Below are 12,827 nucleotides of genomic sequence, written 5' to 3' on the forward strand. Positions count from 1 at the left end.
TCCGGGGCTGACCAAGCAGTCGGCAAATAGGGCGCCGTGCGCTCTGGCTAATTGACGGAACCACCGACTCGTCGATGCCAGATGCCAGATGTCAATAGTGGCGAAAGAGTTCGCGCGAGGAGGCGCAACGCAATGCAGCTCGGTTTCGTGATTCCCCTTGTCGGGCCCGCGGTCAGCGACACCCCCGCCCTGAGCGCTTTCGTCCGCGGACTCGAGGACCTCGGCTACGACACCCTGTGGGTCGGCGATCGCCTGGTCACGCCGGTTGATCTGGGCAACGGCTTCTGGACCGGGGGCCACAGATGGCCCGCTCCTTCGATCCGATGCTGCTGTTGACCGTCGCTGCGGCGGCGACCGACCGGGTACGCCTGAACACCAGCACGCTCAGCACGTTCTACTACGAGCCGCCGCACCTGGCCCGGCAGTTGACCACGCTCGACGTGCTCAGCGGCGGCCGCCTCGGCGTTGGTGTGGGGGTGGGGTGGATGAAGCAGGAGTACGACGTCGCCCGCAGCGCGGACTGGAGCCGGCGCGGCAAGATGCTCGATGACATGCTGGCGTTCCTGCGGGCGTGGTGGACTACCAGTCCCGTGTCCTGGGACAGCGAGTTCTTCACCATGCCACCGGTCCACGCCGACCTCCGTCCGGTCCAGGCGGGCGGGCCGCCCATCTGGATCGGTGGTGCCGGTGAGGCCGCGATGCGCCGGGTCGGCCGCAGCGGGGTCGGCTGGCTCGGGGTCGAAGGGCCGGCGCCCGCCGCGTCGGTCAGTAGTCAGGACGAGGGCGCAGGCCGCCTGTGGTCGATCGCGCGTCGAGCGGCGGAGGAGGCCGGCCGTGATCCCGACGCACTCAAGACGGCCATGCGGATCAACCTCGAGCCGGGCACGTCCGTCGACTCGGTCGCGGACCAACTGAAGCGGTACGCCGAATCCGGTGTCGGTGAGGCGTACTTCGATGCCTTCACGATGTTCGCCGGCCTTGACCAGCTGCTCGACTTCGCCGGCCAGGTGATCGAGCGTACCGGCCGGCTGTGACCACCGAAGCAACGACCACCGAAGCAACGACCACCGAAGCAACGACGGGCGAAGAAGCGACGGGCGGGCAAGCCGTTCGATTCGGACCAGAGGAAGAGAGTCTCACCATGAGCAGCATCAGTTTCATCGGTCTGGGGGGCATGACCCACGCCATCGCCTCACGTGCGGTAGCGGGCGGTAACTCCGTCGAACTGATCGGCCGCGACGCCGCCAAGGCCAAGGGCCTGGCCGCCGAGCTCGGCGCCGGGGCCACGGTGGGGACCTTCGGCGCCGTCCCTGTGGGCGACATCGTTGTCCTCGCCGTGCCCTACACCAGCGCCGTGCCGGTCGTCGCCCAGTACGGGGATGCCTTGGCCGGCAAGGTCATCATCGACATCTCCAACACGTTCGACGCCGACGCCACCGCAGTCGTCACTCCCGAGGGCACGTCCGGTGCGCAGGAGATCGCCAAGGCGGCCCCGGCGAGCGCGCACGTCCTGAAGGCGTTCAACACAGTGTTCGGCCATGTCCTGGTCCAGGAGCGTCCGTTGGACGTGCTCTTCGCCGGAGATGACGCACGGGCCAAGGCCGACGTGTCGGCGTTCATCGCGAGCCTCGGACTGCGTCCCCTCGACGTCGGCGGCCTGGAGATGGCCCGCTGGCTGGAAGGGATCGGGCCGCTGCTGATGGGCCTGGCCCGGAACGGCGCGGGGACCTTCGACGTCGCCCTCGGCGTCGACCTCCGCGGCTGAGCACACCCGCACCACCACTTCGCGCACCACATCACTGACAAGGAGCAGTACCTTGCGTGTCTTCGTCACTGGCGGGACCGGCCATTCCGGTTCGTACATCATCCCTGAACTCATCGCCGCGGGACACGAGGTCACCGGCCTCGTCCGGTCGGACACGGCCGCCGCGGCACTGTCCGCGCTCGGCGCGAAGATACGCCGCGGCGACCTCCAGGACCTCGACGGGCTCAAGGAGGCGGCCGCGGACTCCGACGGCGTCATCCACGTCGCGCACCGGCAGGACCTGCTTCCGTCCGGCGGGATGGCCGCCGTGGCCGCCGCGGAGCTCCCGGTCATGCTCGCGTATGGCGAGGCCCTCGCGGGGACCGGTAAGCCGCTGGTCGCGGCGGGGAGCATCGGCTCGCCCGGGACCGGGACGTACCTGGGCCGGCCGGGTACCGAGGAAGACCCGGCCCTGCCCGTCGGCGACGAGCACAAGGGCACCCTGCGGGCCCGTAATGTCGTGGAGTCCGCCGTCATCGGACTCGCCGAGCAGAAGGTACGGTCCTCGGTCGTGCGGATCGCCAACATCATGCACAGTACGACCGATCGTGGCTTTCTCCCCATGCTGATCGCGCTCGCGAAGGAGAAGGGCTTCGCCGGCTATCCCGGAGACGGCGCGAACCGGTGGAACGCCCTGCACGCCCGCGATGTCGCCTCCCTGTTCCGTCTGGCGCTGGAGAAGGGCCCGGCCGGCAGCTACTGGCACGCAGTCGAGGACGGGGGCATCCCGTTCCGCGAGATCGCCGAGGCCATCGGCAGCCGCCTGGGCCTGCCCGCCGTGAGCGTTCCCCTGGACGAGCTGATCCTGCCGGCACATTTCGGGTTCCTTACGAACGTCGTCACGCAGAGCTACCCGACGTCCAACCTCCTCACCCGCCGGACCCTCGGCTGGGAGCCGGCTCAGCCCCGCCTCCTCGCCGATCTGGACAACGGCCACTACTTCCCCGCCGGCTGACAGCAGGGGCCCGGGTCGCGACGAGTCCGGCGCATGGCAAGAACGAGGCTCTTACGACGAGGCTCGTACAAGGACAAGGCTCTTCTGGAAAGACGCCGAGAACATGACGACTGTGGGATTCATCGGACGCGGATCCATCGGCAGCACCATCGCGCGGCTCGCCGTCCAGGCCGGACATCAGGTCGTGCTCAGCAACTCGCGCGGTCCCGGGACGCTCGCGGACACGGTCGCGAGACTGGGTCCGGGGGCCTCCGCGGCTACGAGCGAGGAAGCCGCGGCGGCCGGTGACATCGTCGTGGTCACGGTGCCGGTCACGGCCTTCCCTGACCTTCCCGCCGCACCACTGGTGGGAAAGACGGTCATCGACACGTGCAACTACGGCCCCGAGCGTGACGGGCGCGTCCCCGAGCTCGACAGTGGGTCGCTCACCTCGAGTGAACTGCTGCTGCGCCACGTCCCGGACGCCGGACTCGTGAAGGCGCTTCCGCCCTCGCAGCCCAGGCCGAGGTCGATCCCGATGCGTTCCGCCAGCAGCTTCGCGAGCTCAAAAGCCACGTGAAGATGGACGTCATCGAGCACCCCGACGGGCTCTGGGAGATCGTCTACGGACCCTCTTACACCAAGGCCCCGAAGCCGCGACCGGCAACGCCGGACCTGACACGAGGCAGACCGCACCCGTTCTGGCTGCCGGGCTGGGAGAAGTACAGCACCTGGGCTACGAGCAGGGCCCCGGCGGACACCAACACCTGTACGCACAGCCCATCCTCAACCAGGACGGCGCCGATGCGCAGACGCGGATCTGGATCACCCCGCCCCGGCACACGGCAACGAGCGTCGACGAGCTCGCCGAAGCTATCGCCGAGGCCCTCGCGCCGTACGGGCCAGTCCTTCCGCCGGCCACCGAGGTGAAGAGGTGGCTGACCGCGCCGCCCCTGTCACCCCGGTAGCCCCGGGCCCTACGTCCGGGATTCGGCTGGGCGCTGTTCGCGCGCAACGGCGCACTTCAGAAGGTCCAGCCCAAGGGGCGGCACCGGCGCACAGCAGCAACACGTGCGCTCCTGCTGCTTTTCGCCATTCACCATCGCGGGACCGTCGAAGGTCATCGCAGCCGTTCTTCGCAGGTGAGAGACACCCACCCACGCGGTGAACCTCGCGGGTCGCGGTCGGCGGGAGGTCGGTGGCTGCACAGCTGTCAGCCGCCGATCCGTCGAGGTCAGCAGCTCCTGGCCTCCGACCTCGTGGGCGGCCGGGAGGTGGGACGCGCCTGACAGGACCTCGGCCGCGCCGCGCGGACGTCGAAAGCCCAGCCGTTTGCGGGCAGGTGATCGGCGGCGGTTGTCATGGCGCTGGCGGTCTTGGTCCTGGCCGGCCCCAACGCCCTGGAGGGCCGCTTCGCGGATATTACGATTGAGGAGTGACGATCACGTACGAGTGGCGTGGCGACTTCGACAATGCCGCCCTCAACGCGCTGCACGCTGACGGCTTCGGCCACCCGGTCGCTCAGACTGACTGGCGAGAACGACTTGAGCGCCACAGTCTTGGCTGGGTCTGCGCGTGGGAAGACGGCTCTCTGATCGGCTCCGTCAACGTCGTCTGGGATGGTGGAGTCCATGCCTTCATCCTGGACACGGTGGTCGCACAGCATCGCCGGGCGAGAGGTGTCGGCGCCGCGCTGGTCGCAACCGCGGCCCACGAAGCCCGTACCGCGAAGTGCGAATGGCTCCACGTCGACTTCGAGGAGTACCTGCGGTCGTTCTATTTCCAAGCCTGCGGCTTCAAGGAGACGACAGCCGGTCTGATTGCCCTGTAACCCCTTGGGTCGACTCCTGGATCAGGGGGCACAGGACCAGGAGTTGCATCAACAGGCGCTTCTTCGGGTTGGGTCTGGGTAGGGGCAGGCGTTGAGGGCGACGGCCCGCAGCGTAGGCGACGCGGAGGTGTCCTGCCGTTGACCGCGCTGGTCGACGTAACCGGGCTGGGGCTTGGCCGTGGTCCTGTTCGCCACGGCGTGATTCCACCCGTCAGCCGGGGTGCGGCTCATCCACCACGTACCCTCGCCGCTTGTCCACGACGTTGCACAGCGGGCGGCCCTCGATGTGGCGGGTGAGGTTGTCGAGGAACACCTCGATGAGCGCCTCCCTCTCCCCGGTGGTCTCGCCCGCCGTGTGCGGAGAGATGATCACACCGGGCATGTCCCACAGGGGTGAATCGGCGGGCAGCGGCTCCTGGTTGAAGACGTCCAGGGCCGCCCCGGCGAGTCGGCCGTCGGTGAGGTGGTCGATGAGCGCCTTCTCGTCGACCAGGGCACCTCGGCCTACGTTGATCAGCCGTGCGCCCGGTTTTACCGCCGTCAGCACGGAGGCGTCGACCATGCCTCGTGTGTCCTTGGTGAGGGGGGCGGCGAGGACGACGTAGTCCGCCTCGGCCAGCGCGGAACGCAGAGTGGCGGGGCCGTGCACCGTGCCGAAGTCGGGGTGGTCGGTTCGGCTCGATCGCCCGGCGCCCCGCACCCGCATGCCGGCGCCGCGCAGCAGCCGGGCGATGGCGCGGCCGATGGGGCCCGTGCCCCAGACCAGGGCGGTGCGTCCGGTGATGGTGTCGCTGGGACGCGGACGCCATTCGCGGCGCTGCTGGTGTTCCCAGGTGCCGGGGAAGTCCTTGGCGAGGGCGAGGATCAGACCGAGTACGTACTCGGCGGTCGGCTGGTCGTACACGCCGCGCGCGTTGGTGAGAGTGACGCCGGGGTCGTCGACCAGGGCGGGGAAGAGGAAGGAGTCCACGCCCGCGGAGGACGCGTGCACCCAGCGGGGCGCCTTGTCCGGGTTGTCGGGCCAGGACTCGCGAATGGCCGGGGTGATGCTGACCCAGGCCAGGAGGGCGTCCGCGCCGGGGAGGAGCAGGGGCAGCTCCTCCTCGGTCGCGTACACCGTGTCGGCGAGCTGCTCGATGAGTCCTGTGGCGGGAGGCAGGCTGCCGCGGTGCAGGATGACGAGTCGGTCGGGCATGTCAGGCTCCGGTCGGGATGGCGAGGTACTTGTACTCGAGGAATCCGTCGATGCCGACGCGGCCGCCCTCACGGCCGAGGCCGGACTGCTTGACGCCGCCGAAGGGCGCGGCGGGGTTGGAGACGAGGCCGGTGTTGAGGCCGATCATGCCGCTCTCCATGCGCTCGCTGACGCGCAGGGCGCGGTCGAGGTTCTGGGTGAACAGGTAGCCGGCCAGGCCGAACTCGGTGTCGTTGGCGGCGGCGACGGCTTCGTCCTCGTCGTCGAAGGTGAGGATGGCGGCGACCGGGCCGAAGATCTCCGTGTCCATGATGGCGGATTCGGTGGAGACGTCGGTGAGCACGGTGGGCGGGTAGAAGTAGCCGGGTCCGTCGGGCAGTTCGCCGCCGGTGCGGATCTTCGCACCGTGCTTGACTGCGTCGCGCACCAGATCGTCGACCTTGGCCCGGCCCGCGTCGTCGATGAGCGGGCCGACGTCGACGCCGGGTTCGGTGCCGGGGCCGACGGTGAGGGCGGCCATGCGGGCGGTGAGGCGGGAGGCGAACTCCGCGGCGATCGAGGTGTGGACGAAGATGCGGTTGGCGGCGCAGCAGGACTCGCCCATGTTGCGCATTTTCGCGAGCAGGGTGCCTTCCACCGCCGTGTCGAGGTCGGCGTCGTCGAAGACGATGACGGGGGCGTTGCCGCCGAGTTCGAGGGAAGTGCGGACGACAGTGCCGGCGCTCTGGGCGAGGAGGATCCGGCCGACCCGGGTGGAGCCGGTGAAGGAGAGTTTGCGGATCTGTCCGCCGCGCAGCAGCGGCTCGACGACGCCGGCCGCGTCGGAAGTGACGACGACGTTGAGGACGCCGTCGGGGAGGCCGGCCTCCTTGAGGATGGCGGCGAGGGCGAGGGTGGACAGCGGGGTCTGCGGGGCGGGCTTGAGGACTATGGTGCAGCCGGCCGCGATGGCCGGGCCGATCTTGCGGGTGCCCATGGCGAGAGGGAAGTTCCAGGGCGTGATCAGCAGGCAGGGGCCGACGGGCTGGCGGGTCACCACGATGCGGTTCTTGCCGTCCGGGGCGGTCATCATCCCGCCGTCGATGCGTACGGCTTCCTCGGAGAACCAGCGGAAGAACTCGGCGGCGTAAGCGACTTCGCCACGCGCCTCGGCCAGGGGCTTGCCCATTTCCAAAGTCATGAGCAGCGCGAGTTCTTCGGTGCGGGAGACGATGATGTCGTAGGCGCGGCGCAGGATCTCGCTGCGGACGCGGGGTGGGGTGGCGGCCCAGCTCGGCTGTGCGGCGACCGCGGCCTCGGCGGCTCGTCGGCCGTCGGCGGGAGACGCGTCGGCGACCTGGCACAGCTCCTGACCGGTGGCCGGGTTGTCGACGGACAGGGTGCGGCCGGATTCCGCGTCCTGCCAACTGCCGGCGATGAAGAGCTGCTTGGGCACGTCGCTGATGACGGTGGTGGTCATGGTGATGCTCCTTGCAATCGAAAAATGCGTGATGGCGGTGCTGTGCGGGTGACCGCAGCCGCCCGGGCCCTGCGTGGCCTCCAGCTGTTGCCGCCCGGCCGTGATGGACACATCCCGCCGGTCGGGGGGCGTGGCCCGTCGATGCCGACGGCTGGGCCTGGGCCGCCGGTCCTGCGCGCCACGATGAACGGCGCGGTGCGCAACGCCCGGCATGAGGTGCGCCTCCGGGTCAGCGGATGCGGTCCAGCGTCTGGTAGTAGGCACCGGCGAAGGGCAGGAACCAGGCGGTGCCGTTGTAGAGGGGGATGCGGGGCGGGGCCAGGTCGCGCACCGGGCTGACCTCGGGGTGGCCGTCCATCACCTCGGCCATGACCTGCCCCATGTGCGTGGCCATCTGCACGCCGTGGCCCGCGTATCCCATGGAGTAGTACACGCCGTCCTCGGCCTGCCCGGCGTGCACGATGCGGTCCATGGCGAAACCGACGGAGCCGCCCCACACGTACTCGACCTTGGTCCGGGCGAGTTGGGGGAAGATCTCGCACATCTCACGGAACAGGACGGCTCCGCTCTTCTTGTCCGAGGTGGGGTCGGACGGCGCGAAGCGGGCGCGGCCGCCGAACAGCAGCCGGTTGTCCGGGGTGAGCCGGAAGTAGTGACAGAGGTTGTTGGAGTCGACGATGAGGCGGGCCTTCGGGATGATGTCCCGGGCGAGGTCCTCGCCGAGCGGCTCGGTGACGATGATGAAGCTGCCCAGGCAGACCTGCTGGCGGCGCAGCCACGGGAAGTTCTTGTCGGTGTAGGCGTCGGTGGCCATCATGACCTGCCCGGCGCGGATCACACCGCGCTCGGTGCTGACCTCGAAACGGCCGGCGGCGGTACGCCGTACGCCGATGGCCGCGTTGCGCTCGTGGATCTCGACACCGGTGCGCTCGCACGCCTCGGCCATGCCGCGCACGAAGCGGCCGACGTGCAGTGCGGCGCTGAGCGGGTCGAGCAGGCCGCCGTGGTAGGCGTCGGAGCCGATCTCGGAACGCAGCTCGGACTTGCTGATCAGTGTGGTCTCGTGGCCGAAGTAGTGGGCCAAGTCGCGCTGTTGGGCCTTCTTGCTCTCGAAGTGCGCGGGGCGGGACGCGACGCCCAGGCGTCCGACGCGGCGGAACTGGCAGTCGATGGACTCCTCTTTCACGAGCCGCTCGACAGTGTCCACGGCCTCGCCGTAGGAGTTGTAGATCTCGCGGGCCCGTTCGAGTCCGTACCGGCGGATGGCCTGGCGTACGCCGATGGTGAAGCCCAGGTTGGCCATGCCGCCGTTGCGCGCGGAGGCGCCGGAGCCGATCTGGCCCTTTTCGACGAGGGTGACGCGGGCGCCCTTGCGGGCGGTGTGCAGGGCGGTGGACAGGCCGGTCAGACCGCCGCCGACGACCACCACGTCGGCGTCTTCGGGGAGCGGCTTGCCGGATCGGTCGGGGAACGACCCAGCGGTCTCCACCCAGTACGGGATCGTCTTCATTTCGGTCTCCTGCGGGGAGGGATGTAGGGGGTCCCCGGCCGGGCACCCGCGGGGGCGCCCGGCCGGCGGGGCGGGCCAGGAAGGGGCCGTGGGATCAGGCGAGGGGTTCGACGGGCAGGACGCCTTGCCCGTTGCGGTTGCCGCCGAGTTTGCGGACGGCGGCGACCAGGGCGAGGGCGAGGACGGCGAGTGCGATGAGGACCGCGCTGACCGCGGTGACGGTCGGGTCGACGTCGAACTGCAGGGCGTTGAAGACGAGGACCGGCAGCGTCCGGGTGTCGGGTGTCGACATGAACTGGGCGATGAAGAACTCGTCGAAGCTGGTGATGAACGAGAACACGGCTGCGGCGATCAGGCCGGGTGTGGCCAGGGGGAAGGTGATGCGGCGGGCGATGGTCAGCCGGCCGGCGCCCATGCTGGCTGCCGCGTCTTCGAGCCGTTCGTCGATGGCGCGCAGGGTGGAGATCATGATGAGGACGGCGATGGGCGCGGCGAGCACGGTGTGGCCGAGGGCGATGGCCAAGGGGCTGCCGAGCATGCCGACGGGTTCGAAGAACAGGAACAGACCGAGCGCGATGACCACCTGCGGGATGAGCATCGGAGCGAGCACCAGACCGTAGACGGCCGCGTGCAGGGGCAGCCGGCCGCGAGCCAGTGCGGTGGCGGCGGTGACTCCCAGGACGAGGGAGAACACCGTGGTCAGCGTGGCGACCAGGCTGGACAGCGCGATCGAGGTGGCCCAGTTCCCGCCGGGCGCGGCCATCTGCTCGTACCAGTGGGTGCTGTACTGCTTGGGCGGGAACTCGCCGATGCCGTCGGCGCCGAAAGAGGTCACCAGGATGATGACGATCGGCATGGCCAGGAAGAGCAGGATCGCACTCGCGCTGAGCGCGCGGCCGACGTGTCCGGCCCGGGTGGGAGGCAGTTCCATCATGCGCTGCTCCTTCGTGCGGCCGTCTTCTTGCGGCGGAGCCTGGCCAGCCCGAGCACGCCCAGGCCGGCGAAGGTGAGCAGGAGCAGGATGACGCCGAAGGCGGCGGCGGAGTTCCACTGGTCCTGCTTCATCACCTGCTGGTCGATGATGGCCGCGACCACGGTCTGCTGGTCGCCGCCCATCAGGGCCGGGGTGATGTAGTAGCCCAGGCACAGGATGAAACTGAGCAGGCCGGCCGTGCCCACACCCGGCGCGACAAGGGGCAGGTACACCCTGCGGAAGATGGTCAGGCGTGACGCGCCGAAGCCTGCCGCCGCGGCCAGCAGGCGGCCGTCGACACCGCGCATCACACCCTGCAGTACGAGCACGGTGTAGGGGAGCATCACCGAGGTCGTGCCGATGACCACACCGGTCTCGTTGTAGAGCAGCGAGAACGGTGCGCCGGGCACGTGCAGGGACGTCAGCAGTGTGTTGATGAAGCCGTGCTCACCGAGCATGATGATCCACCCGTAGGTGCGCACCAGGGCACTGATGAAGTGCGGCACCACCACGATCAGCATGGCGAGCGCGGCGAAGACCGGTCGCATGCGGGCGATGGCGTGCGCCAGGACGAAGCCCACCAGGAGGCTGAGCACGGCCGTCTCCGCGGAGATCCGCACGGTGGAGACCAGGACCGAGAGGTTCGCCCCGCTCAGCGCGTCCGTGTACCAGTGCAGTGTGAACCCACCACTGGCGCCCTTCAGGCTGAGGGAGAGCACCCCGATGATCGGGTAGACGAACAGGACCAGGAGGAACACCGTCACCGGGACGGCGTTGACCAGCGCGATACGCGCGCGGTGCCCGCGCATCGCGGAGGACTTCGCTCGCACTCTGACGGGTGCGAGAGTGGTGCCGGCCATGGTCACCCCCCGTCCACGTCGTCGAAGAGGCTGACGTCGTTGCGCTCAGCGGTGACGCAGACCCGCTCGCCGGGGTGTGGCGGGGTGGCGGCCGTCTCGATACGCAGCGGTGGCGTGCCGGGGGCGGCTCCGTCCGGGCGGACGGTGATCCGGGTCAGCGACCCCACGTAGACGGCCGTTTCGACCGTGCCGGTACAGCAGCTCTCCTCGGCACCGACCAGCCGCAGCTTGCCCGGCCGGACCGCCGCGCGCACCTTCTGCCCCGGCGCGCCCGCATGGGCACGGGCCGTCAGTACGCCGCCGGTGTCAAGCCGTACCCGGGTGGAACCGTCCTCGGCGGGCTCCTCCACCTTCCCTGTGAGGAAGTTGGCGGCACCCAGGAAGTCGGCGACGAAGGGTGTGCGGGGGCGTTCGAACAGGCCGCGGGGGGTGTCGAACTGCTCGATACGGCCGTCCTTCATGATCGCGATACGGTCGGACAGGACCAGGGCTTCCTCCTGATCGTGCGTCACGTAGACGACAGTCAGGCCGAGTTCGCGCTGGATGGACTTGATCTCGGTCTGCATCTGGTCGCGCAGCTTCTTGTCCAGCGCACCGAGCGGCTCGTCCATCAGCACGATCGGTGGCCGGTAGACGAGGACGCGGCACAGGGCGACACGCTGCTGCTGCCCGCCGGACAGCTCACGCGGGCGGCGGCCGGCGAACTTGGCCAGACCTGCCGCCTCCAGCGTCTCACCGACCCGGCGCCGTATCTCGGCCTTGGCCACCCCCCGCAACTGCAGCGGGAAGGCGACGTTCTCGGCGACGGTCATGTGCGGAAAGAGCAGGTACTGCTGGAAGACGAATCCGAAGTCGCGTTTGCCGGGGCTGAGCCGGGTGACGTCACGTCCGTCCACACCGACCGTGCCGGAGTCCGGCTCGGTGAACCCGGCCAGCATCATCAGCGTGGTCGTCTTGCCCGATCCCGACGAGCCCAGGAAGGTGACGAACTCACCCGCCGCGATCTCCATGTCCACACCGTCGACCACCGTCGTCCCGCTGTAGGACTTCCGAAGTCCGGTCACCGACAGGGACTTGCCGGTCAGCGAGGAGGAGCGAGGAGCGATGGCCGCGGCGAGATCGTCGGCCGACAGTCTCCCCGCGGTGAGACCTTTGGTCCGCTCAGGCATTGGCCCACTCCTGCCAGCGCTTGGTGACGACGTCGCGGTTCTTGTCCCACCAGGCGACATCGGTGTCGAACCCGGTCTTCAGGTTCTTGGGCGAGGTCGGCAGCGTGGCCAGGACGTCGTCCGAGAGCAGCTTGGTGGCCGCGGGCACGACCGGGCCGTGCGGGAAGAGCTTGGCGAACGCCGCCTGGACCTCGGGGCGCAGCGAGAAGTCGATCAACTGGTAGGCGGCGTCCGTGTTGTCCGCGCCCTTCGGGATGCCCCAGCCGTTGGTGAGCCGACGGGCCCCGTTCCACTGGTAGGCGACCGGCATGCCCTGCTTGATCAGCTGGTCGGCACGGCCGCCCCACAGGCTGGTCATGACGACCTCCTCGCGGCCGAGCAGGACCGCCGGAAGGGCGCCGGTGTTCCAGAACTTCTTCACGTCTGGGCGGATCCGCGACAGCGAGGCGAACGCCCGGTCCAGATCGAGTGGGTACAGCTTGTCCAGCGGCACACCGTCGGCGAGCAGCGCGAACTCCAGCTCCGGGATGTCGGCGTCCGGGCTCTGCAGGGAGCGCGGGCCGCTGAAGGAGTGCGTGTTCCAGAAGTCGGCCCAGTTCTTCGGGACACGCTTCAGCCTGTCCGTGCGGTAGGCCATCACGCTCGCCCACACGTTCTTGCCGACCGCGTGCTCCGGCAGTTGATGCTCCGGAATCCCGGCCCCCTTCGCCTGCTTCAGCCGGTCGTAGTCCACGGCCTCCAGACAGTCCAGGCCCGCCATCTTCTGGAAGATCAGCAGCGTGTTGTCCATCAGGTCGACCTGCGGTCGGCCCTGCTTGACCTGGGCGATGATCTGCGCCGACTGGTAGTTGACCGTGGTGACCGTGATGCCGGTCTCCTTGGCGAACGGCTCGTAGATCGCTTTGGTCAGAGCGTCGTTGTAGGTGCCACCGCTGTTGCTGACGACGAGTTTCTTCTTGCCGCCGCCCCCCGACGAGCTGCGGCTCCCGCCGGTACCCGTGAGCGTGCCGCAGCCGGTCACTGCCGCGGCAGCGGCCAGTGCGCCTGCAGTGCGGAGTACGGTTCTGCGTCCTATCCGGTTGCCTTCCATGG

Annotated in this window: 11 protein-coding genes and 1 pseudogene; 5 read left to right on the plus strand and 7 right to left on the minus strand. The window is 69.2% G+C overall.

Going from position 1 to position 12,827, the window contains the following annotated elements:
• Nucleotides 1-302: 302 nt before the first annotated feature.
• The 5 genes and pseudogenes from ACFWJX_RS37805 (at nt 303) to ACFWJX_RS37825 (ending at nt 4,569) form a co-directional block, all read left to right on the plus strand.
• A complete protein-coding gene (locus ACFWJX_RS37805; RefSeq protein WP_383251171.1) occupies nt 303-1,034 on the plus strand; it encodes a TIGR03619 family F420-dependent LLM class oxidoreductase in 732 nt (243 codons plus the stop codon).
• Between the two features lie 107 nt (nt 1,035-1,141).
• The gene (locus ACFWJX_RS37810; protein WP_383251173.1) at nt 1,142-1,765 is read left to right on the plus strand and encodes an NADPH-dependent F420 reductase; all 624 of its coding nucleotides are present in this window, start codon (nt 1,142-1,144) and stop codon (nt 1,763-1,765) included.
• 52 nt (nt 1,766-1,817) lie between these two features.
• Nucleotides 1,818-2,759, plus strand: a complete 942-nt coding sequence (locus ACFWJX_RS37815; RefSeq protein ID WP_383251175.1) for an SDR family oxidoreductase — start codon at nt 1,818-1,820, stop codon at nt 2,757-2,759.
• Nucleotides 2,725-3,237: pseudogene (locus tag ACFWJX_RS37820) on the plus strand (NADPH-dependent F420 reductase); the annotation flags it as partial. The gene ACFWJX_RS37815 and the pseudogene ACFWJX_RS37820, both read left to right, overlap by 35 nt.
• A 936-nt stretch (nt 3,238-4,173) precedes the next feature.
• Nucleotides 4,174-4,569: a GNAT family N-acetyltransferase gene (locus ACFWJX_RS37825; protein ID WP_383251178.1), complete on the plus strand. Its 396-nt coding sequence runs from the start codon at nt 4,174-4,176 to the stop codon at nt 4,567-4,569.
• Nucleotides 4,570-4,780: 211 nt separating this feature from the next.
• Here the strand turns inward: ACFWJX_RS37825 and ACFWJX_RS37830 are convergent, their stop codons facing one another.
• From ACFWJX_RS37830 to ACFWJX_RS37860, 7 genes are all read right to left on the minus strand, one after another.
• Nucleotides 4,781-5,764, minus strand: a complete 984-nt coding sequence (locus ACFWJX_RS37830) for a D-2-hydroxyacid dehydrogenase (RefSeq protein WP_383251180.1) — start codon at nt 5,762-5,764, stop codon at nt 4,781-4,783.
• A gap of 1 nt (nt 5,765) precedes the next feature.
• Complete coding sequence (locus ACFWJX_RS37835; protein WP_383251182.1) at nt 5,766-7,223, minus strand: NAD-dependent succinate-semialdehyde dehydrogenase; 1,458 nt, start codon at nt 7,221-7,223, stop codon at nt 5,766-5,768.
• 229 nt (nt 7,224-7,452) lie between these two features.
• The gene (locus tag ACFWJX_RS37840; RefSeq protein ID WP_383251184.1) at nt 7,453-8,733 is read right to left on the minus strand and encodes an NAD(P)/FAD-dependent oxidoreductase; all 1,281 of its coding nucleotides are present in this window, start codon (nt 8,731-8,733) and stop codon (nt 7,453-7,455) included.
• Between the two features lie 94 nt (nt 8,734-8,827).
• Nucleotides 8,828-9,667, minus strand: coding sequence for an ABC transporter permease (locus ACFWJX_RS37845; RefSeq protein WP_383251186.1), 840 nt, complete (start codon nt 9,665-9,667; stop codon nt 8,828-8,830).
• Nucleotides 9,664-10,566 (minus strand): ABC transporter permease, encoded by a 903-nt coding sequence (locus tag ACFWJX_RS37850; protein ID WP_383251188.1) that lies wholly within the window; start codon nt 10,564-10,566, stop codon nt 9,664-9,666. The genes ACFWJX_RS37845 and ACFWJX_RS37850 overlap by 4 nt, the downstream gene beginning before the upstream one ends.
• A 2-nt stretch (nt 10,567-10,568) precedes the next feature.
• On the minus strand, nt 10,569-11,735 hold the full coding sequence (locus ACFWJX_RS37855) for an ABC transporter ATP-binding protein (protein WP_383251190.1): 1,167 nt from the start codon (nt 11,733-11,735) through the stop codon (nt 10,569-10,571).
• On the minus strand, nt 11,728-12,825 hold the full coding sequence (locus ACFWJX_RS37860) for an extracellular solute-binding protein (protein ID WP_383251192.1): 1,098 nt from the start codon (nt 12,823-12,825) through the stop codon (nt 11,728-11,730). The genes ACFWJX_RS37855 and ACFWJX_RS37860 overlap by 8 nt, the downstream gene beginning before the upstream one ends.
• Nucleotides 12,826-12,827 lie beyond the last annotated feature (2 nt).

The sequence above is a fragment of the Streptomyces sp. NPDC058335 genome (genome assembly GCF_042723915.1).
GTDB lineage: Bacteria > Actinomycetota > Actinomycetes > Streptomycetales > Streptomycetaceae > Streptomyces.

What these genes read in the sequence shown, in the direction of transcription:
- ACFWJX_RS37860 (WP_383251192.1), bottom strand. Translation starts at nt 12,825, where the DNA reads ATGGAAGGCAACCGGATAGGACGCAGAACCGTACTCCGCACTGCAGGC.
- ACFWJX_RS37810 (WP_383251173.1), top strand. Translation starts at nt 1,142, where the DNA reads ATGAGCAGCATCAGTTTCATCGGTCTGGGGGGCATGACCCACGCCATC.
- ACFWJX_RS37840 (WP_383251184.1), bottom strand. Translation starts at nt 8,733, where the DNA reads ATGAAGACGATCCCGTACTGGGTGGAGACCGCTGGGTCGTTCCCCGAC.
- ACFWJX_RS37805 (WP_383251171.1), top strand. Translation starts at nt 303, where the DNA reads ATGGCCCGCTCCTTCGATCCGATGCTGCTGTTGACCGTCGCTGCGGCG.
- ACFWJX_RS37845 (WP_383251186.1), bottom strand. Translation starts at nt 9,667, where the DNA reads ATGATGGAACTGCCTCCCACCCGGGCCGGACACGTCGGCCGCGCGCTC.
- ACFWJX_RS37855 (WP_383251190.1), bottom strand. Translation starts at nt 11,735, where the DNA reads ATGCCTGAGCGGACCAAAGGTCTCACCGCGGGGAGACTGTCGGCCGAC.
- ACFWJX_RS37830 (WP_383251180.1), bottom strand. Translation starts at nt 5,764, where the DNA reads ATGCCCGACCGACTCGTCATCCTGCACCGCGGCAGCCTGCCTCCCGCC.
- ACFWJX_RS37850 (WP_383251188.1), bottom strand. Translation starts at nt 10,566, where the DNA reads ATGGCCGGCACCACTCTCGCACCCGTCAGAGTGCGAGCGAAGTCCTCC.
- ACFWJX_RS37835 (WP_383251182.1), bottom strand. Translation starts at nt 7,223, where the DNA reads ATGACCACCACCGTCATCAGCGACGTGCCCAAGCAGCTCTTCATCGCC.